Annotated in this window: 14 protein-coding genes and 4 tRNA genes; 17 read left to right on the forward strand and 1 reads right to left on the reverse strand. The window is 50.2% G+C overall.

Going from position 1 to position 13972, the window contains the following annotated elements:
* The first annotated feature begins 33 nt into the window (after positions 1-33).
* The 17 genes from gpmI to CCUR_RS03630 all read left to right on the forward strand — a co-directional run bounded on the left by gpmI (position 34) and on the right by CCUR_RS03630 (position 12938).
* On the forward strand, positions 34-1590 hold the full coding sequence (gene gpmI, locus CCUR_RS03550) for a 2,3-bisphosphoglycerate-independent phosphoglycerate mutase (protein WP_012803114.1): 1557 nt from the start codon (positions 34-36) through the stop codon (positions 1588-1590).
* 85 nt (positions 1591-1675) lie between these two features.
* Positions 1676-1930: a preprotein translocase subunit SecG gene (gene secG, locus CCUR_RS03555; protein WP_012803115.1), complete on the forward strand. Its 255-nt coding sequence runs from the start codon at positions 1676-1678 to the stop codon at positions 1928-1930.
* Between the two features lie 59 nt (positions 1931-1989).
* A tRNA-Leu gene (locus CCUR_RS03560) sits at positions 1990-2078 on the forward strand.
* A 430-nt stretch (positions 2079-2508) separates the two neighbouring features.
* Positions 2509-2584, forward strand: a tRNA-Gly gene (locus CCUR_RS03565).
* Positions 2585-2648: 64 nt separating this feature from the next.
* Positions 2649-2722, forward strand: a tRNA-Cys gene (locus tag CCUR_RS03570).
* Between the two features lie 92 nt (positions 2723-2814).
* Positions 2815-2889, forward strand: a tRNA-Val gene (locus CCUR_RS03575).
* Between the two features lie 241 nt (positions 2890-3130).
* Positions 3131-5062 carry an NADH-quinone oxidoreductase subunit 5 family protein gene (locus tag CCUR_RS03580; RefSeq protein ID WP_012803116.1) on the forward strand — a complete coding sequence of 644 codons (1932 nt, stop codon included), beginning with the start codon at positions 3131-3133 and terminating at the stop codon, positions 5060-5062.
* Positions 5063-5072: 10 nt separating this feature from the next.
* Entirely contained in the window at positions 5073-5945 is an 873-nt protein-coding gene (locus tag CCUR_RS03585; protein ID WP_012803117.1) for a respiratory chain complex I subunit 1 family protein, read from the forward strand.
* A 12-nt stretch (positions 5946-5957) separates the two neighbouring features.
* Complete coding sequence (locus tag CCUR_RS03590) at positions 5958-6503, forward strand: NADH-quinone oxidoreductase subunit B family protein (protein WP_012803118.1); 546 nt, start codon at positions 5958-5960, stop codon at positions 6501-6503.
* Complete coding sequence (locus CCUR_RS03595; RefSeq protein ID WP_012803119.1) at positions 6500-6946, forward strand: hypothetical protein; 447 nt, start codon at positions 6500-6502, stop codon at positions 6944-6946. The genes CCUR_RS03590 and CCUR_RS03595 overlap by 4 nt, the downstream gene beginning before the upstream one ends.
* Before the next feature lie 2 nt (positions 6947-6948).
* Positions 6949-8037: a hydrogenase large subunit gene (locus tag CCUR_RS03600; RefSeq protein ID WP_012803120.1), complete on the forward strand. Its 1089-nt coding sequence runs from the start codon at positions 6949-6951 to the stop codon at positions 8035-8037.
* A gap of 7 nt (positions 8038-8044) precedes the next feature.
* On the forward strand, positions 8045-8479 hold the full coding sequence (locus CCUR_RS03605; RefSeq protein ID WP_012803121.1) for a 4Fe-4S dicluster domain-containing protein: 435 nt from the start codon (positions 8045-8047) through the stop codon (positions 8477-8479).
* Between the two features lie 75 nt (positions 8480-8554).
* Positions 8555-9226 (forward strand): CDP-alcohol phosphatidyltransferase family protein, encoded by a 672-nt coding sequence (locus tag CCUR_RS03610; RefSeq protein WP_012803122.1) that lies wholly within the window; start codon positions 8555-8557, stop codon positions 9224-9226.
* Complete coding sequence (locus tag CCUR_RS03615) at positions 9226-10653, forward strand: D-alanyl-D-alanine carboxypeptidase family protein (RefSeq protein ID WP_012803123.1); 1428 nt, start codon at positions 9226-9228, stop codon at positions 10651-10653. The genes CCUR_RS03610 and CCUR_RS03615 overlap by 1 nt, the downstream gene beginning before the upstream one ends.
* A gap of 27 nt (positions 10654-10680) precedes the next feature.
* Entirely contained in the window at positions 10681-11115 is a 435-nt protein-coding gene (locus tag CCUR_RS03620; protein WP_012803124.1) for an FHA domain-containing protein, read from the forward strand.
* 12 nt (positions 11116-11127) lie between these two features.
* Entirely contained in the window at positions 11128-12084 is a 957-nt protein-coding gene (gene gluQRS / locus CCUR_RS03625; RefSeq protein ID WP_012803125.1) for a tRNA glutamyl-Q(34) synthetase GluQRS, read from the forward strand.
* Positions 12085-12323: 239 nt separating this feature from the next.
* Positions 12324-12938: a Type 1 glutamine amidotransferase-like domain-containing protein gene (locus CCUR_RS03630; RefSeq protein WP_012803126.1), complete on the forward strand. Its 615-nt coding sequence runs from the start codon at positions 12324-12326 to the stop codon at positions 12936-12938.
* 36 nt (positions 12939-12974) lie between these two features.
* Here CCUR_RS03630 and CCUR_RS03635 read toward each other — a convergent pair whose 3' ends face one another.
* A complete protein-coding gene (locus CCUR_RS03635; RefSeq protein WP_012803127.1) occupies positions 12975-13946 on the reverse strand; it encodes a prenyltransferase in 972 nt (323 codons plus the stop codon).
* Positions 13947-13972 lie beyond the last annotated feature (26 nt).

A 13972-nucleotide genomic window follows, 5' to 3' on the forward strand; every position in this document is an offset into this window, starting at 1 on the left:
GTCATCAGTATGAAAGTGAATCGAGGAATTGCCATGCCCCAATCGTCACTGCATCTTCCTGCTGCTTTGATTATTTTGGATGGATTCGGTTTAGCGTCATCAGGTACGGGTAATGCCATTTCCCAGGCACATATCCCCGTACTCGACCATTTGCTTGCCGATTCGCCGTCTGTTCAACTTGAAGCATCAGGTGAAGCAGTTGGCCTACCAGCTGGTCAAATGGGCAACTCTGAGGTGGGACACCTCAACATAGGGGCAGGACGTGTCGTTCATCAGGAACTATCCCGCATTAATGAAGCGTGCCGAAGTGGCTCAATAGAAAGCAACGAAGTATTGCTTCGGGCTATGGAGACCTCCCGCACACGAGGATCAGTTCTCCATCTGATGGGACTTGTTTCTGATGGTGGTGTTCATTCCAGCATCGACCATCTGCTTGCCTTGATGAATATGGCAGCGCGCAATGGTGTGCAGCAGGTGTTTATTCATGCATTCCTCGATGGCCGCGATGTGCCGCCAAAAAGTGCTGAAGGATATCTTCGCCAGGTGTTGGATGCGTGTGAACAGCATACTGCCGCCGGCTTGCAGTATCAGATTGCAAGTATTTCAGGTCGCTATTATGCGATGGACCGCGACAACCGCTGGGATCGGGTGCAAGCGGCGTGGCAAGCAATTGCTCAAGCGCAACCAATTACAACAGCGACACCACTTGAATATCTTCATTCCTCGTATAACGACAAGGTAACTGACGAATTTGTAATACCTGTTTCCTTTACTGAGCGTCCTATGACCGACGATGATGCGGTTATCTTCTTTAACTTCCGGCCCGATCGCGCACGGCAGCTTACGCGCGCGTTTTGCGATCCAACTTTCGATGGGTTTACGGGCGCCAATTGCCACCCGACGTTTGTCTGCCTCACTGAATATGACCCACGTATTCCTGCTGACGTGGCTTTTCCGAAGGAACTTCCGCAGATGGTGCTTGCTGATGCCATTGCTGCTGCGGGACTGACGCAGTATCACATTGCTGAGACTGAAAAATATGCGCATGTCACTTTTTTCTTGAATGGTGGGCGTGAAGAGCCAAAAGAAGGGGAACAGCGCGTACTTATTCCTTCGCCGAAAGTGGCCACCTACGACCTTCAACCCGAAATGAGTGAAGAAGAAGTTTCAAGCACCTTAGCGCAGGCTATTGATAACGATGAGGCTGACTTCTATCTGGTCAATTTTGCTAACTGCGACATGGTTGGACATACTGGTTCGATTCCGGCGACCGTGCAAGCGGTTGAAGCAGTTGATCGTGGTGTCGGTCGTGTACTTGCGGCGCTCAAGCGTAAGCAGGGAGTTGCCCTTTTAACTGCCGATCATGGCAATGCCGACAAAATGCTTGCCGCCGATGGATCCCCGCATACTGCCCACACCACTGCGCCCGTGCCGCTGGTGCTGATTGATTATGCCGAAACTGGTTTTTCTTTTTCGCCGGATGCACAAGCGGGGAAGGGTGCGCTCTGCAATATTGCGCCGACTCTGCTTGATATGGCAGGTGTTTCAATTCCCTCAGAAATGACTGCTTCATCACTTGTTCGCAACTAGTTGCGTCATGTGTCTATTACGGTATAATTTCTGTTTTGCAGGCTTATTGCGGCCTGTCCGTTGAACCCGATTGGAAGAGTTTGCATTGAATCCGCTGCTTATCCTGGTTATTATTGCTCTCGTTGTTTCCGGCGCTGGCTTAATTGTCTTTATTATGCTTCATTCCGGAAAGGGAACTGGCATATCTGACGCCATTGCAAGTTCGTTGTATTCAACGAATACTGGCACGGGTATTATCGAGCGTAACCTCGATCGTATTACCATCGTATTTGCCGTGGTCTTTTTGCTGTCGCTTATCCTTCTGATGGTTCTCTATCCGCAGGGTACTATCAACAGTTAAAAACTTCTTTGCAATCCTACGGGCTTTTGGTAGACTACCAGCTGCTCGTTTGAGCTTATGTCGGAGTGGTGGAACGGCAGACACGCTAGCTTGAGGTGCTAGTGCCCATTTACCGGGTGTGCGGGTTCAAATCCCGCCTCCGACACCAGGTAACCAAAACCCAGGCTCTTTTGAGCTTGGGTTTTTGCTGTCTTGGACGATCCGGGGATATAGGCAGAAAAGTGTGTCTGTGGCTACTCACCACCATAGGGACACGGATCGCTTGCGTGTAGTTAGCTCCAGACCGCCGCAGTTCGACGGTAATGCGTTCTTGTACATCGACGTGTATCTGACCATATCGTTTCGATACAAGTGGAGCTAAATAAAAATAGTGGGTAGAGGGTTACAGTCAAAAATGTGCATCCTATAATCCCCGTGTATCTGACTATCTCGCTTCAATAAAAGCGCAGGTAAGGTGTGGAAGCGATGCTATCGCACTGCCTTATGAAGGAATTATGCCGCCAGGCAAGAGGGAAGACAGACAGCAAAATACCCCCTTGCGTCACTCGGTGAGTTACGTATAATTGTCTCTTGCGCACGCGGACATGGCTCAGTTGGTAGAGCACCACCTTGCCAAGGTGGGGGTCGCGGGTTCGAACCCCGTTGTCCGCTCCAGTGTTTAACCAGAGCCGACTGAATACAATTCGGTCGGCTCTTCTGTTGAAACAGGGTGTCACACGGCGACGTGGCCAAGTGGTAAGGCAGAGGCCTGCAAAGCCTTTATCCCCGGTTCGAATCCGGGCGTCGCCTCCAGCTTTTCGGTGCACCTGCGCAGCATTCTGAAAAGTCTCTTCCATTTCAAGAGGTCTTTGATAGAATGTCTTTCGCTGCATGGCAGCACATACGGGCGTTTAGCTCAGGGGGAGAGCGCTTCCCTGACACGGAAGAGGCCACAAGTTCAAATCTTGTAACGCCCACCATCGAAAACGCAGGCCAGGGGCTTAAAGCTTCTGGCCTGCTTTCGTACATGTGCATAAAATGTGCACTGAATACGGACAGAATTTGTTCGCTTAGGCTGCTTTAGCCAGTAAAAATCCGTCTACCGATTGTGGCAACCTCCGTTAAAACCCCTATACCTGGCGCAACGCTCTTGCCGTATGCTCATATACAGCTATAGCAGATAGCTCCACGTATCAGAGAATGTTTGAAGGGGTGACGCCCGTGGGTACGCCCGTATTTTTAATCGTGTTTCCGCTCATTGCGGCAGCTTTATTGCTTGTCGCACGTACCGAAATGCTTCGAGGGGCCATTGTGTATGGTGCCTCTGCGTTTATTGCAGCGGCATCACTGTGGTTGATTGCAACCAATATCGGTACGCCTGGCGTTTATTTCGAGGCCGAAGCACCTCTGGTTGATCTATTGCTTCCTCTCGTAAGCGTAGCGGTCTGTGCATGCATTATGGTCTATGCCGTTCGGTATAAGAATCGCTGGGCAGGTGTCTTGGCCATTATTCAGTTGGTTCTTTCACTCCTTTTTGAAGTGCCGCTGACAATTGCTTCAGACTCACACGTGCACTACAACCTGTACTTTGACTCACTGTCGCTGCTCATGGTGTTCATTATTGGCATCGTTGGATGCGGTATCTGCGTATACGCCCTTGGTTACATGAAGGACTTCCAAAAGCATCATGCCAATGACCCTGACCGTCGGCCAGTATTCTTTGCTCTCATGTTCCTTTTTCTTTCGGCCATGTATGCAATCGTATTTAGCAATAATCTTTCCTGGCTGTTTGCTGGTTGGGAAGTGACAACGGTTTGCTCGTTTTTGCTTATCGGTTACACAAAGACCGGAGAAGCACTACGGAGTGCGTTTCGCCAGATTATTATGAATCTTGCCGGCGGTATCGCATTTGTCTTGGCTCTTATGTGTAGTGTCCTGTTCTTTAATACCTTGTCACTTGCTGATTTCGTACAAGCTGCAGCGCTCTATCCAACCCTTGCTATCGTGCCAGTGACTTGCCTGGCATTCGCTGGTATCACAAAGGCAGCTCAAATGCCGTTTCACACCTGGCTTTTGGGCGCAATGGTGGCACCTACTCCCACCAGTGCCTTGCTGCACAGTTCAACGATGGTAAAAGCAGGCGTATTTATGCTTATTAAACTGGCGCCAGCATTTACCGTGTCAGTTATACCAGCAGCTATGACGATACTGGTTGGCGGTATTACATTCTGCCTTGCTTCGTTTATTGCTATCAGCCAGTCCAATGCCAAGCGGGTGCTTGCCTATTCGACAATTGCCAACCTCGGCCTTATTGTCGCCTGTGCTGGCGTTGGCACGCCCGAAGCAGTTTGGGCAGCCATCTTCCTCGTGCTGTTCCATGCTATTGCTAAATCGCTCTTGTTCCTTTGCGTGGGTACCGCTGAGCATCATATTGGCAGTCGTGATATTGAAGACGAAGATCTGCTATTTGAACGGTTGCCCCGTCTCAGTCGTCTTATGATGCTCGGTATCATGTGCATGTTTATTGCTCCCTTTGGCATGTTGGTATCAAAGTGGGCAGCACTCGTTTCGTTTATCGATTCAGGCCAAGTGGTTCTTCTTATCCTGCTTGCCTTTGGATCGGGTGCAACCTTTATGTTCTGGGCAAAATGGATGGGTAAGCTGGCTGGTATTGCTGCGCCCCAAGATTCGCTCGAAGGTTCCATCCATCGCAGTGAATGGATTGCTCTTGCCACGATGGCAGTGGTTCTGGTGCTCTGCTGCGCGCTCTTGCCCGTTATAAGTGACTATTTGGTTATGCCGTATCTTTGGACTATTTGGGGTCCAGCGGTCTTCACGAATGGTGGAAACGACATCCTCTGGATTACCGGCATTCTCTCGCTTGCGGTTGCCTGGATTATATTCGGGGGTCTTTCGCATCGAAATCCTAAGACGCGCCAAGCAAGTGTCTATCTGTCGGGTGTTGGTCTCAATAATACCCAACGCACCTTTACTAATTCGCTTTCACACGAAACAGCTTCGACGGCTCGCAACTGGTATCTCGAGGGTATTTTCGGTGAAACGCATATTGCTCCGATAGGGGAAATAGCTTGTACCATCATCATTATTGCCGCCTTTGCGATTGCTCTGGCTACACCCGCGTCACTGTTATAGGAGGATGACCATGAATACGTTTATCACAACGATACTGGGAACCCTTCTGTTTGCGTTGCTGGCACCGATTGTCGGTTGCCTTATTGCCGGAGTGGATCGTATTATCAGCGCTCGCATGCAGGGTCGTGTTGGCCCGCCGCTTTTGCAGCCCTACTGGGATGTGCGTAAGCTGCTTGAAAAAGAGCGTTTCAGCGTTAACAGCGTCGAGGGAACCTATGTAATAGCGTCGCTTGTTTTTGCGGTGCTTGCAGGTGGTATCTTCTTTTCGGGTGGTAACTTCCTGCTCTGTGTGTTTGTTATTACCCTATCGAGCCTCTTCTTTATTCTTGCGGCCTATTCAACCCGTTCGCCCTTTGCAGAAGCGGGCGCAGCGCGCGAAACCATGCAGGTTATGAGCTACGAGCCAATGGTGCTGCTTTGCGCGATGGCACTGTACTTAACCGCAGGGTCGTTTGATGTGGCTGATCTTCTGAGCTTGCGTCATCCCATCCTCTGCTTTACGTGGCCGGTATTTTTGGGTTTGCTGTTTGTGCTCACGATCAAGCTCCGTAAAAGCCCCTTTGATATTTCCAATAGCCACCATGCGCATCAAGAACTTGTTTCGGGTATTACCACCGAAATGAGTGGCCCGACCCTCGCGAAGGTCGAGGTTATGCACTGGTACGAAACGGTGCTGTTCATGGGCTGGGTTGGTATGTTTTTCCTCTATGCGAGCCCTGTTGGATGGATAGCCGCCATCGTCGCCGTTGTCGTCGTCTATCTTCTTGAAATCTGGATCGACAACAACTTTGCCCGCGTGAAGTGGCAATCGATGCTCAAATGGGCCTGGATTGTTGCTCTTATTGCGGGTGGTATTAACATCACCGTTTTGGCGTTTATGTAAGGAGGTGCAGCGATGTCGTTTGCGAGTAAATCGCCCTGGGTCATCCATTATGACGCGTCAAGCTGCAATGGATGCGATATAGAAGTATTGGCCGCGCTCTGCCCTGGCTTTGATGCTGAACGCTTCGGGGTTATTAATACTGGCAACCCAAAACACGCCGACATCCTGTTGGTAACGGGAAGTGTTAATGAGCGGAATATTAAGGTTGTTCAAGAGCTGTACAACCAGATGATAGAGCCAAAAGCCGTTGTTGCGTGCGGATGTTGTGCCTGCACCGGTGGGGTGTTCCACGATTGTTACAACGTTATTGGTGGAGTGGAAAACGCTGTTCCAGTTGACGTCTATGCACCGGGATGTGCCATTCGACCTGAAGCAATTATCGATGCGGTTGTTGAAGCGGTTGGCATACTTGAAGAAAAAGCTGCACTACTGAAAGCAGGGAAAGATCCAACAACACCTATGAAGTCGCATGACGCACAGAATGCGGTTGCCGTGCCTGTTGAAGAGGCCATTATGGCAGCAGCTGCGCACGATACAGAAGTTGGAGACGCCCAATGAAGCAGACGTTTGAAGATATAACTATCGACCAGATTGTTGATCTGGCCGCCCAGAAAAAGGAAGCCGGTGCTCGTGCAGTGCAGATACATTGCACGAATACTGAAGAAGGCGTATTGGTTACGTACACCTTTTGCCACGATGGGGTAGACGATGTCTACGAAAACTACCAGGTTCATGGCGTAACGCCTGATACGCCACTTCCGTCGCTTCAAGGTATGTATCTGGGGCTGTTCCCATTTGAAAACGAAGCGGTCGATCTATTCGGCCTTCGTGTTGAGGGTATGGTTCTCGATTTTGCGGGACGTTTCTATGATCTGGTAGAAAAGGCACCCATGACAGTCATTACCCCCGCTCAAAAAGCAGCTCGTGAAAAAGCGGCACGCTTAGCAAAGGCGAAAGAGGCACGTGCTGCTCGAGAAACTGCTTCGAAGGAAGGTGAATAGTTATGGGTAAGTCAACCGTTATACCTTTTGGTCCCCAACATCCCGTTTTACCCGAACCACTTCACCTCGATCTGGTAGTGGAAGATGAGACGGTTGTTGAAGCCATTCCTCAGATTGGGTTTATCCATCGTGGTCTTGAGCGTCTGACTGAAACCAAGGACTACAACCAGTTTATCTACGTCGCAGAACGTATCTGCGGTATCTGTGCCTTTGGTCATAGCATGGGATACGCCGAAACTATCGAGCATCTCATGGGCATCGAAGTGCCGCCACGTGCTCAGTATCTGCGCGTTATCATGCACGAGATGTCACGTATTCATTCTCATGTACTGTGGCTAGGTCTTGCCGCTGATGCATTCGGCTTTGAAAGTCTCTTCATGCATTGCTGGCGCCTGCGTGAGCGTGTGCTCGACCTGTTTGAAGCAATGACTGGTGGTCGTGTCATCTTTTCTGCAAACCTCGTCGGTGGCATGGTGCGCGATCAAGATGCTCAAATACTCGCTACAGTGAAAGAGAGACTTGAAGGTATCAAAGCTGACTATCAGCAGATCAGCGATACGTTCTTAAAAGATTCAAGCGTCAAAGGTCGCCTTGTGGGAGTTGGCTACATTTCTCCCGAAGATGCAGCCGCTTGGAGTATGACGGGTCCGTTTGCGCGCGCATCGGCTGTCAACAACGATGCCCGTTGTAAGGGGAGTGCTGCCTATGCGGCTCTTCCCAATTTCGAGCCGATCTTATCTCATGATGGCGACTGCTATGCACGGGTTGAAGTACGTATACGCGAAGTGTTGCAGAGTATCGATATCATTTGCCAGCTGATTGATACGATCCCTGCGGGTGAAGTGCTTACTAAGGTAAAGGGTTCACCCGCCGCAGGATCCCAGGCGTGTCATGCGCTTGAGCAGCCGCGCGGCGAATGCTACTACTATGCATCGGGTAACGGAACAAAGTTTCTCTCGCGCATGCGCATGCGCACACCAACGAGCGCTAACCTCGCTGGTATGGCCATGGCGCTTAAGGGTTGCGATTTGGCTGATGTAAATATGATTGTTCTTACCATCGATCCTTGCATCAGCTGTTCGGAAAGGTAGGCATGGTATGGGAAGCTTCAAATTGGGAAAAATGACGCTCCGTTCGTTGTTTACCAAACCTGAAACATTACTCTATCCAACAGAGGTCAAGCCGGCATATCTCAACCTCAAGGGTCATATTGCGAATCGTATCGACGAATGTATTCTCTGCGGTATGTGCCAGCGAGTATGCCCTTCGGACGCAATTGTGGTTGAAAAAAAGAATGGTACCTGGTCGATCGATCATTTTCGTTGCGTGCAATGCAGTGCCTGCGTTCGTGCGTGCCCGACATCTTCGCTTTCGATGGAGCCAGAGTATCAAAAACCTCTGCGCATGATGCATATTGAGCTGATGGAAAAACCAGAGGAATCCGCCGAAGAAAAAGCGGCAAAGGCTGCTGCAAAGAAGGCGAAAGTTGAAGCCGCTATGAAAGCGAAGCAACGCAATACAAGCACCGATTAATTTCGCTGTGCTTGCGCTAGAATGGCAGCTTAGGCGTGCAGTGGTACGCTGGAGTCGCTCTTCGAAGGAAACTACGTGCACCGGACGGATCAGCAGATACACGACACGCAAAAGGATGAATACGGTACCCCCGCGCAACCAACGGACCGTATTCTGACGCTTCCTAATCTTATTAGCTTCATACGGCTCTGTTTGATCCCGCTGTTCTTTGTTGTTCTTATTGGGGGACATGATGTCTCCGCTATGATTTTGTTTGCGCTTGCAGCCGGCACGGACTGGATTGATGGGCAGGTTGCACGTCGCACTCACAGCGTGAGTAAACTGGGTCGCATGCTTGATCCGGCTGTTGATAGACTGCTCATGATATTTGGTGTCTTGGGTGTTTTTCTGATTGGGCGCGTGCCACTTTGGATTATTGCGGTCATCGTCTGTCGTGACGCCGTAATGATGGCCGGGTATGCCTTGCTGCGTCGTCAATGGAACGTACACGTGGATGTTATCTATCCAGGAAAAGTAGCTACGACGTGCCTCTTTGTTGGATTTGCTGCCCTCATACTCAACTGGCCACAAATAGCTGGATTAGGTATGGTTGATGTTGCGTGGCTTCCTGGTTTTAACCATGAACTGGTGGGGTGGGGCATCTGGTTTGTGTATGCTGGCATGCTACTCGGCGTGTTTACCACCTCGTACTACGTTTACGCTGCCATCTCCAAAGTTCGTCAGGTACAGCAGAAAGCGAGTGTCTGATGCGGTTGCAAACATATCCATCGTCATTGCGTAACAAGCGCGGAACGCGTTTTATTCAGTGCGCGGGGGCTTTTCTGATAGCGGGGATACTTTCCTGCACGCTTGTATTTCCCACGGGAGCACTCGCTGATGTTCGCAAGAGCGATATCGTCATTGGTCAAACTGTTAGTGCCCGTAGCCTTGCTCTTTCCCGCTGTCCTAATATTGATGCTGAACACGCGATTGTTGTTGGCTCAGATGGAACCACCTATTTTGAGCGCGATGCTGATACCCGCGTTCATATTGCCAGTATTACAAAGGTTATGACAGCCGTAACCGCCATTGATTCCGTGCCACTTGACACAACCATTACGGTAAGCTCCCAAGCCGCTCGTATTGGCGAATCAACAGCCGCCCTGCAGGAAGGGGATACCATGCCTCTTTCTGAAGCGCTCAAAGCATTGCTGTGGCCTTCGGGAAACGATGCTGCGTGGGCTATTGCTGAATCAATTGGCGGCATGATGCTGACATCGTCAAATAAAGATGCTTCGGATAGCAGCGCTTGCGTACAGGCTTTCGTTGATGCCATGAACGCGAAGTCCGCCGATTTGGGCATGAACGATTCAATTTGGTCAAACCCACACGGTCTCGATGATGGTTCGTGGTCAGGTGACTTTGGCAGTACCGCGCGCGATATATCAAAGCTTATCGAATATGCCATGAGCAAAGATGCTATCCGTTCGATTACAAGCACCGATGGGGGAACCTGCAAGGTATTGCGTAATGGGGAACAGGTTTCCCTTTCGCTTGACAGCACCGATGAACTTTTAGGCAGTTATGAGGGTACGATTGGGGTTAAGACAGGTTTTACCGATTCGGCTGGCGAATGCTTTGCTGGAGCGGTAGAAACTTCTGATATCACGCTCTATTCGGTGGTACTTGATTCGACAAGCGAAAAGCAGCGTTTTACTGATACGCGCACGCTCTGGGATTGGGTTTTTAACCATCGAATTAATTATTCATTAGCTCATACCGAAAACACGACTGTTGATGCTTCGGGCACTACCGTACCGCTTGCTGCTTCAGTAGCCCTGGGTGCCTGGACTGATAAAACTGTTGATGCAACATTTAGCGATGCGTCGGCTGAGGTAATGGTCTGCGATCTTGAAGGCAATGTCAGTCAGCAAGCAACCTGGTTTGTGCCCAACGGAGCCGTAAAAGCTGGCGATATCGTTGGGCGTATTGACTACTATCAGCACAACACGCTTATTGCAACTGAAAACCTGGTGGCTACGCAGAGTGTTGATGCTCCTGACTTTTTTACGGGCATCGGCATCTGGTGGCAGCGCTTCATCTCTGGTTTCTCGGGAGAATCCGCTGTAGCGCAAAGCATTCTGTACAATGAAACTCCAAAGATAGATGACCGTGTACTGCAAAAGGCAGCTTAGGTCTACCAACAACGAGAAAGAGCCACTATGGAAACCTGCCCGGTATGTAATAGCCCCCTGGAACCTGGCGCCGCAGCGTGCCCCTCTTGTGGTTTTAAGCTTTCGGGAGCTACTCAGCGCTTTAAGCCCATCGCGTTAAACGAGACAATCAGCGCTCCTCTTTCTCCTGCGCGCCCTTCAACATTAACGGTTTTACGTGGTCCCCAAAACCAGGGAACAGCCTATCGGCTTGGTACCAACAAGATGAACGTGGGTCGATCGCCTCAGTGTGATATTTTTCTTAACGATATGACGGTATCTCGTGCACATGCACTTATTGAAGCTACGCCTGATGGTTATCGCATCACCGATGATGGAAGTTTTAACGGCGTGTGGATCAATAATGAAAGTATTTCTGAAGCGATACTGCATGATGGTGATGTCGTACAGATTGGTGCCTTCTGCCTGCGCTTTAGCGAATAAGATTGTGCTGGCATGACATTTGATGCCGCTAAATCTGCTTCGCCGACAGTACCCGTTGTTGGTCGTTTTGCTCCTTCACCATCAGGGCAGTTGCATGCTGGCAATATCTTTTCTGCGCTCATTGCGTGGCTTGTTGCACGTCAAGCAAACGGGTGCATTGTTTTACGTATTGAAGATCTTGATCCGGCTCGCTGTCGAGCTGAATATGCGCGCGACATTATGCGTGATTTCAAGAAGTTGGGTTTTGATTGGGATGAAGGACCACTCTTTCAGAGCACCCGCACTCAGGCTTATCAAGAAGCTTTTGACCAGCTTCGACAAAGGGGGCTGCTCTATCCTTGTTTTTGCAGCCGGGCCGATATACATGCGGCATCAGCCCCTCATGGTGGAAGCGTTGTCTATGCCGGCACCTGTCGCAATCTTGCACCCGACGTTGTTGCCAGGCGCGTACACGAGCTTGCAGAAATTGGCCGGCAGCCAGCTTGGCGCGTGATGGTACCTGACACGGTTGTTTCTTTTACCGATCGTATGCAGGGTGTGAGTACTCAAAATCTCAAAGATACCTGTGGTGATTTTATTGTCCGACGTGCCGACGGGGTATTTGCCTATCAGCTTGCGGTGGTAATAGACGATGCGGCACAAGGAGTTACCTCGGTTGTCCGTGGTGTTGACCTGCTCGAAAGCGCTGCGCGACAACAGTATCTGCAGGACCTTCTGGGTCTTCCACACCCGGCCTATGCGCACGTGCCACTTTTGGTGAATGCCACTGGACGACGTCTGTCAAAACGCGATCAGGATGCTTCACTCAAACGTATGTTAGAAACCTACCGTTTTCCAGAGGCGCTAATCGGGCATCTATCCTATTTAGCGGGAATTATCGATACTGATGAGGCAGTTACTCCACAAGAACTTATTGCTGTCGCAAATCTTGATCGACTGCGGGGTGTTTCGCATATCACGTTTTCTTAAGGTTGCTGAGTTACTGTCGTTAGCTCGCACGGCATTCAATGAGACGGGCTGATGCATAGTACTCAATGAGGTGCTCTGTTTACTGGCTGGATGAAGGCTGGTGATGCGCCCATGGCACTCATCGACCTCGATGAACCCTGCGTCAGGTAAAATAAATTCCTAAGATGCGAAATCACACTATGAATCTATCGCATGGCCGATACTATACACATAGGCAGATCAAAAGGAGTATCGTTTCTATGAAGCTGTTCTTGACATCCTACCTAGCAGGCACGAAGGGCCTTGCCGAAAAGTTTCTCTCGGAGGAGCAGCCTGTGGAAATCGTGTTCATCCCCACCGCTGCCAACGTGGAGGAATACCGAGGTTATGTCGACGAAGGGGCAGCAGTACTTCGGGAAATGGGTTACGCCCTACGAACCCTCGACGTGGCTGCAGTCACACGCGATGAGGCTGCCCATACTATTGCAAGCTGCGAATGCCTGTGCATATCCGGTGGTAATACGTTCTTCCTCCTACAAGAACTGAAAAGAAACGGGCTTATTGACCTTATTGCGAAAAAGGTTCGCAAGGGCATGCTCTATATCGGGGAATCCGCCGGCGCGATAATCGCTTGCCCAGACATTGAGTACAACCAAATTATGGACGATAGGGCGGTAGCCCCCGAACTCAACGACTGCATCGGTATGGGGCTCGTCGATTGGTACGTGCTGCCCCATAACGGCGAGTTTCCTTTCGTCGAGACGACCGCTGAGACGATCAGAATCTACGGCGACAAGCTTGATCTGGTTCCACTAAACAACTCTCAGGCGGCCGTTGTCAGCGATAACAACTTCTGCGTGATGACAGAGAACTAGCGCAACGCGTGTTACGTGCGTGAAAAAGTACAGCCTCTAAACAAGAGGGAAGAACGACACGGGAAGTGTATAGGCCAAAAGTCCTGCCGCATAGAAGGCAGCAAGAGCAATATTAAGGCTTGTACACTGGGCAAATGCACCTGCGCGACTTGATGGAATAAGCGGATTTGCAATAAGGGCACGTCCAATTGGATGCACAGCAACAAGCATGAAAGGGAGCACAATCCAGCCACCGCCACCATGCATAATAACAAGTAAACAGACAAGTACGATCCACGTATAAATGATGCCGTGGTACAGCGAGCGGGCATTCTTGCGACCAAGTAGAACCGGCAGCGTCTGCCGGTGTGCTGTTATATCTTTTTCGATATCGCAGGTATTGTTTGTCAGCATGATCAAAGCAATGCCAAGCATAACCGGCAGCGACCATATCAGAACCGTGCCATCAAAAACACCCGTCAGTGCCTGATAGGAAGCGAGAGTAATCAGTCCACCCATCGTAAAACCACTCACAACTTCACCAAGCGGTAAGTAGGATATCGGTGTTTTACTCCCTGAATAGAGGAATATGATTACCACTCCAATAAGGGCGATGATCAGGGGAATAATTCCTGCGTACCAGATAACGTACAGACCAAGCAGAAAGGCACACACAATCAAAGCAATGGCATAGGTACGCGCCTGTGTCGGATTAACGTTGTTGTATACCAACACCGCATCGGTGGGGTCATCTTGATTTTCTCGCGTATCGGTGCCTTTTACATAATCGAAATAGTCGTTGATAGTATTGACTGCCGATTGCAGCAGTATGCTAATCACGAGCAACACACAAGCCATAAAGCCCGAAAGCGCGTGGCCATCAAGTGTTTGGAATGAAAGAGCACAAGCAATAAGTACCGGTGCGATAGAAGCCGGCCAGGTATGAGGTGCTGCCAATTGCAACATAAGACGCGGTGTGAGCGCAGAAAAATGCTCACGATTTGCGGAGGAGTTACTGCTGGGGTTCATAAAAGCGCTTCGGTATGTCTGCTTGC

Source organism: Cryptobacterium curtum DSM 15641 (genome assembly GCF_000023845.1).
Taxonomy (GTDB): Bacteria; Actinomycetota; Coriobacteriia; order Coriobacteriales; family Eggerthellaceae; genus Cryptobacterium; species Cryptobacterium curtum.

Coding starts and splice junctions, on each gene's coding strand:
- gpmI (WP_012803114.1), top strand. CDS start 34: ATGCCCCAATCGTCACTGCATCTTCCTGCTGCTTTGATTATTTTGGAT.
- CCUR_RS03615 (WP_012803123.1), top strand. CDS start 9,226: ATGCGGTTGCAAACATATCCATCGTCATTGCGTAACAAGCGCGGAACG.
- CCUR_RS03635 (WP_012803127.1), bottom strand. CDS start 13,946: ATGAACCCCAGCAGTAACTCCTCCGCAAATCGTGAGCATTTTTCTGCG.
- gluQRS (WP_012803125.1), top strand. CDS start 11,128: ATGACATTTGATGCCGCTAAATCTGCTTCGCCGACAGTACCCGTTGTT.
- CCUR_RS03620 (WP_012803124.1), top strand. CDS start 10,681: ATGGAAACCTGCCCGGTATGTAATAGCCCCCTGGAACCTGGCGCCGCA.
- CCUR_RS03630 (WP_012803126.1), top strand. CDS start 12,324: ATGAAGCTGTTCTTGACATCCTACCTAGCAGGCACGAAGGGCCTTGCC.
- CCUR_RS03595 (WP_012803119.1), top strand. CDS start 6,500: ATGAAGCAGACGTTTGAAGATATAACTATCGACCAGATTGTTGATCTG.
- CCUR_RS03590 (WP_012803118.1), top strand. CDS start 5,958: ATGTCGTTTGCGAGTAAATCGCCCTGGGTCATCCATTATGACGCGTCA.
- CCUR_RS03605 (WP_012803121.1), top strand. CDS start 8,045: ATGGGAAGCTTCAAATTGGGAAAAATGACGCTCCGTTCGTTGTTTACC.
- CCUR_RS03585 (WP_012803117.1), top strand. CDS start 5,073: ATGAATACGTTTATCACAACGATACTGGGAACCCTTCTGTTTGCGTTG.
- CCUR_RS03600 (WP_012803120.1), top strand. CDS start 6,949: ATGGGTAAGTCAACCGTTATACCTTTTGGTCCCCAACATCCCGTTTTA.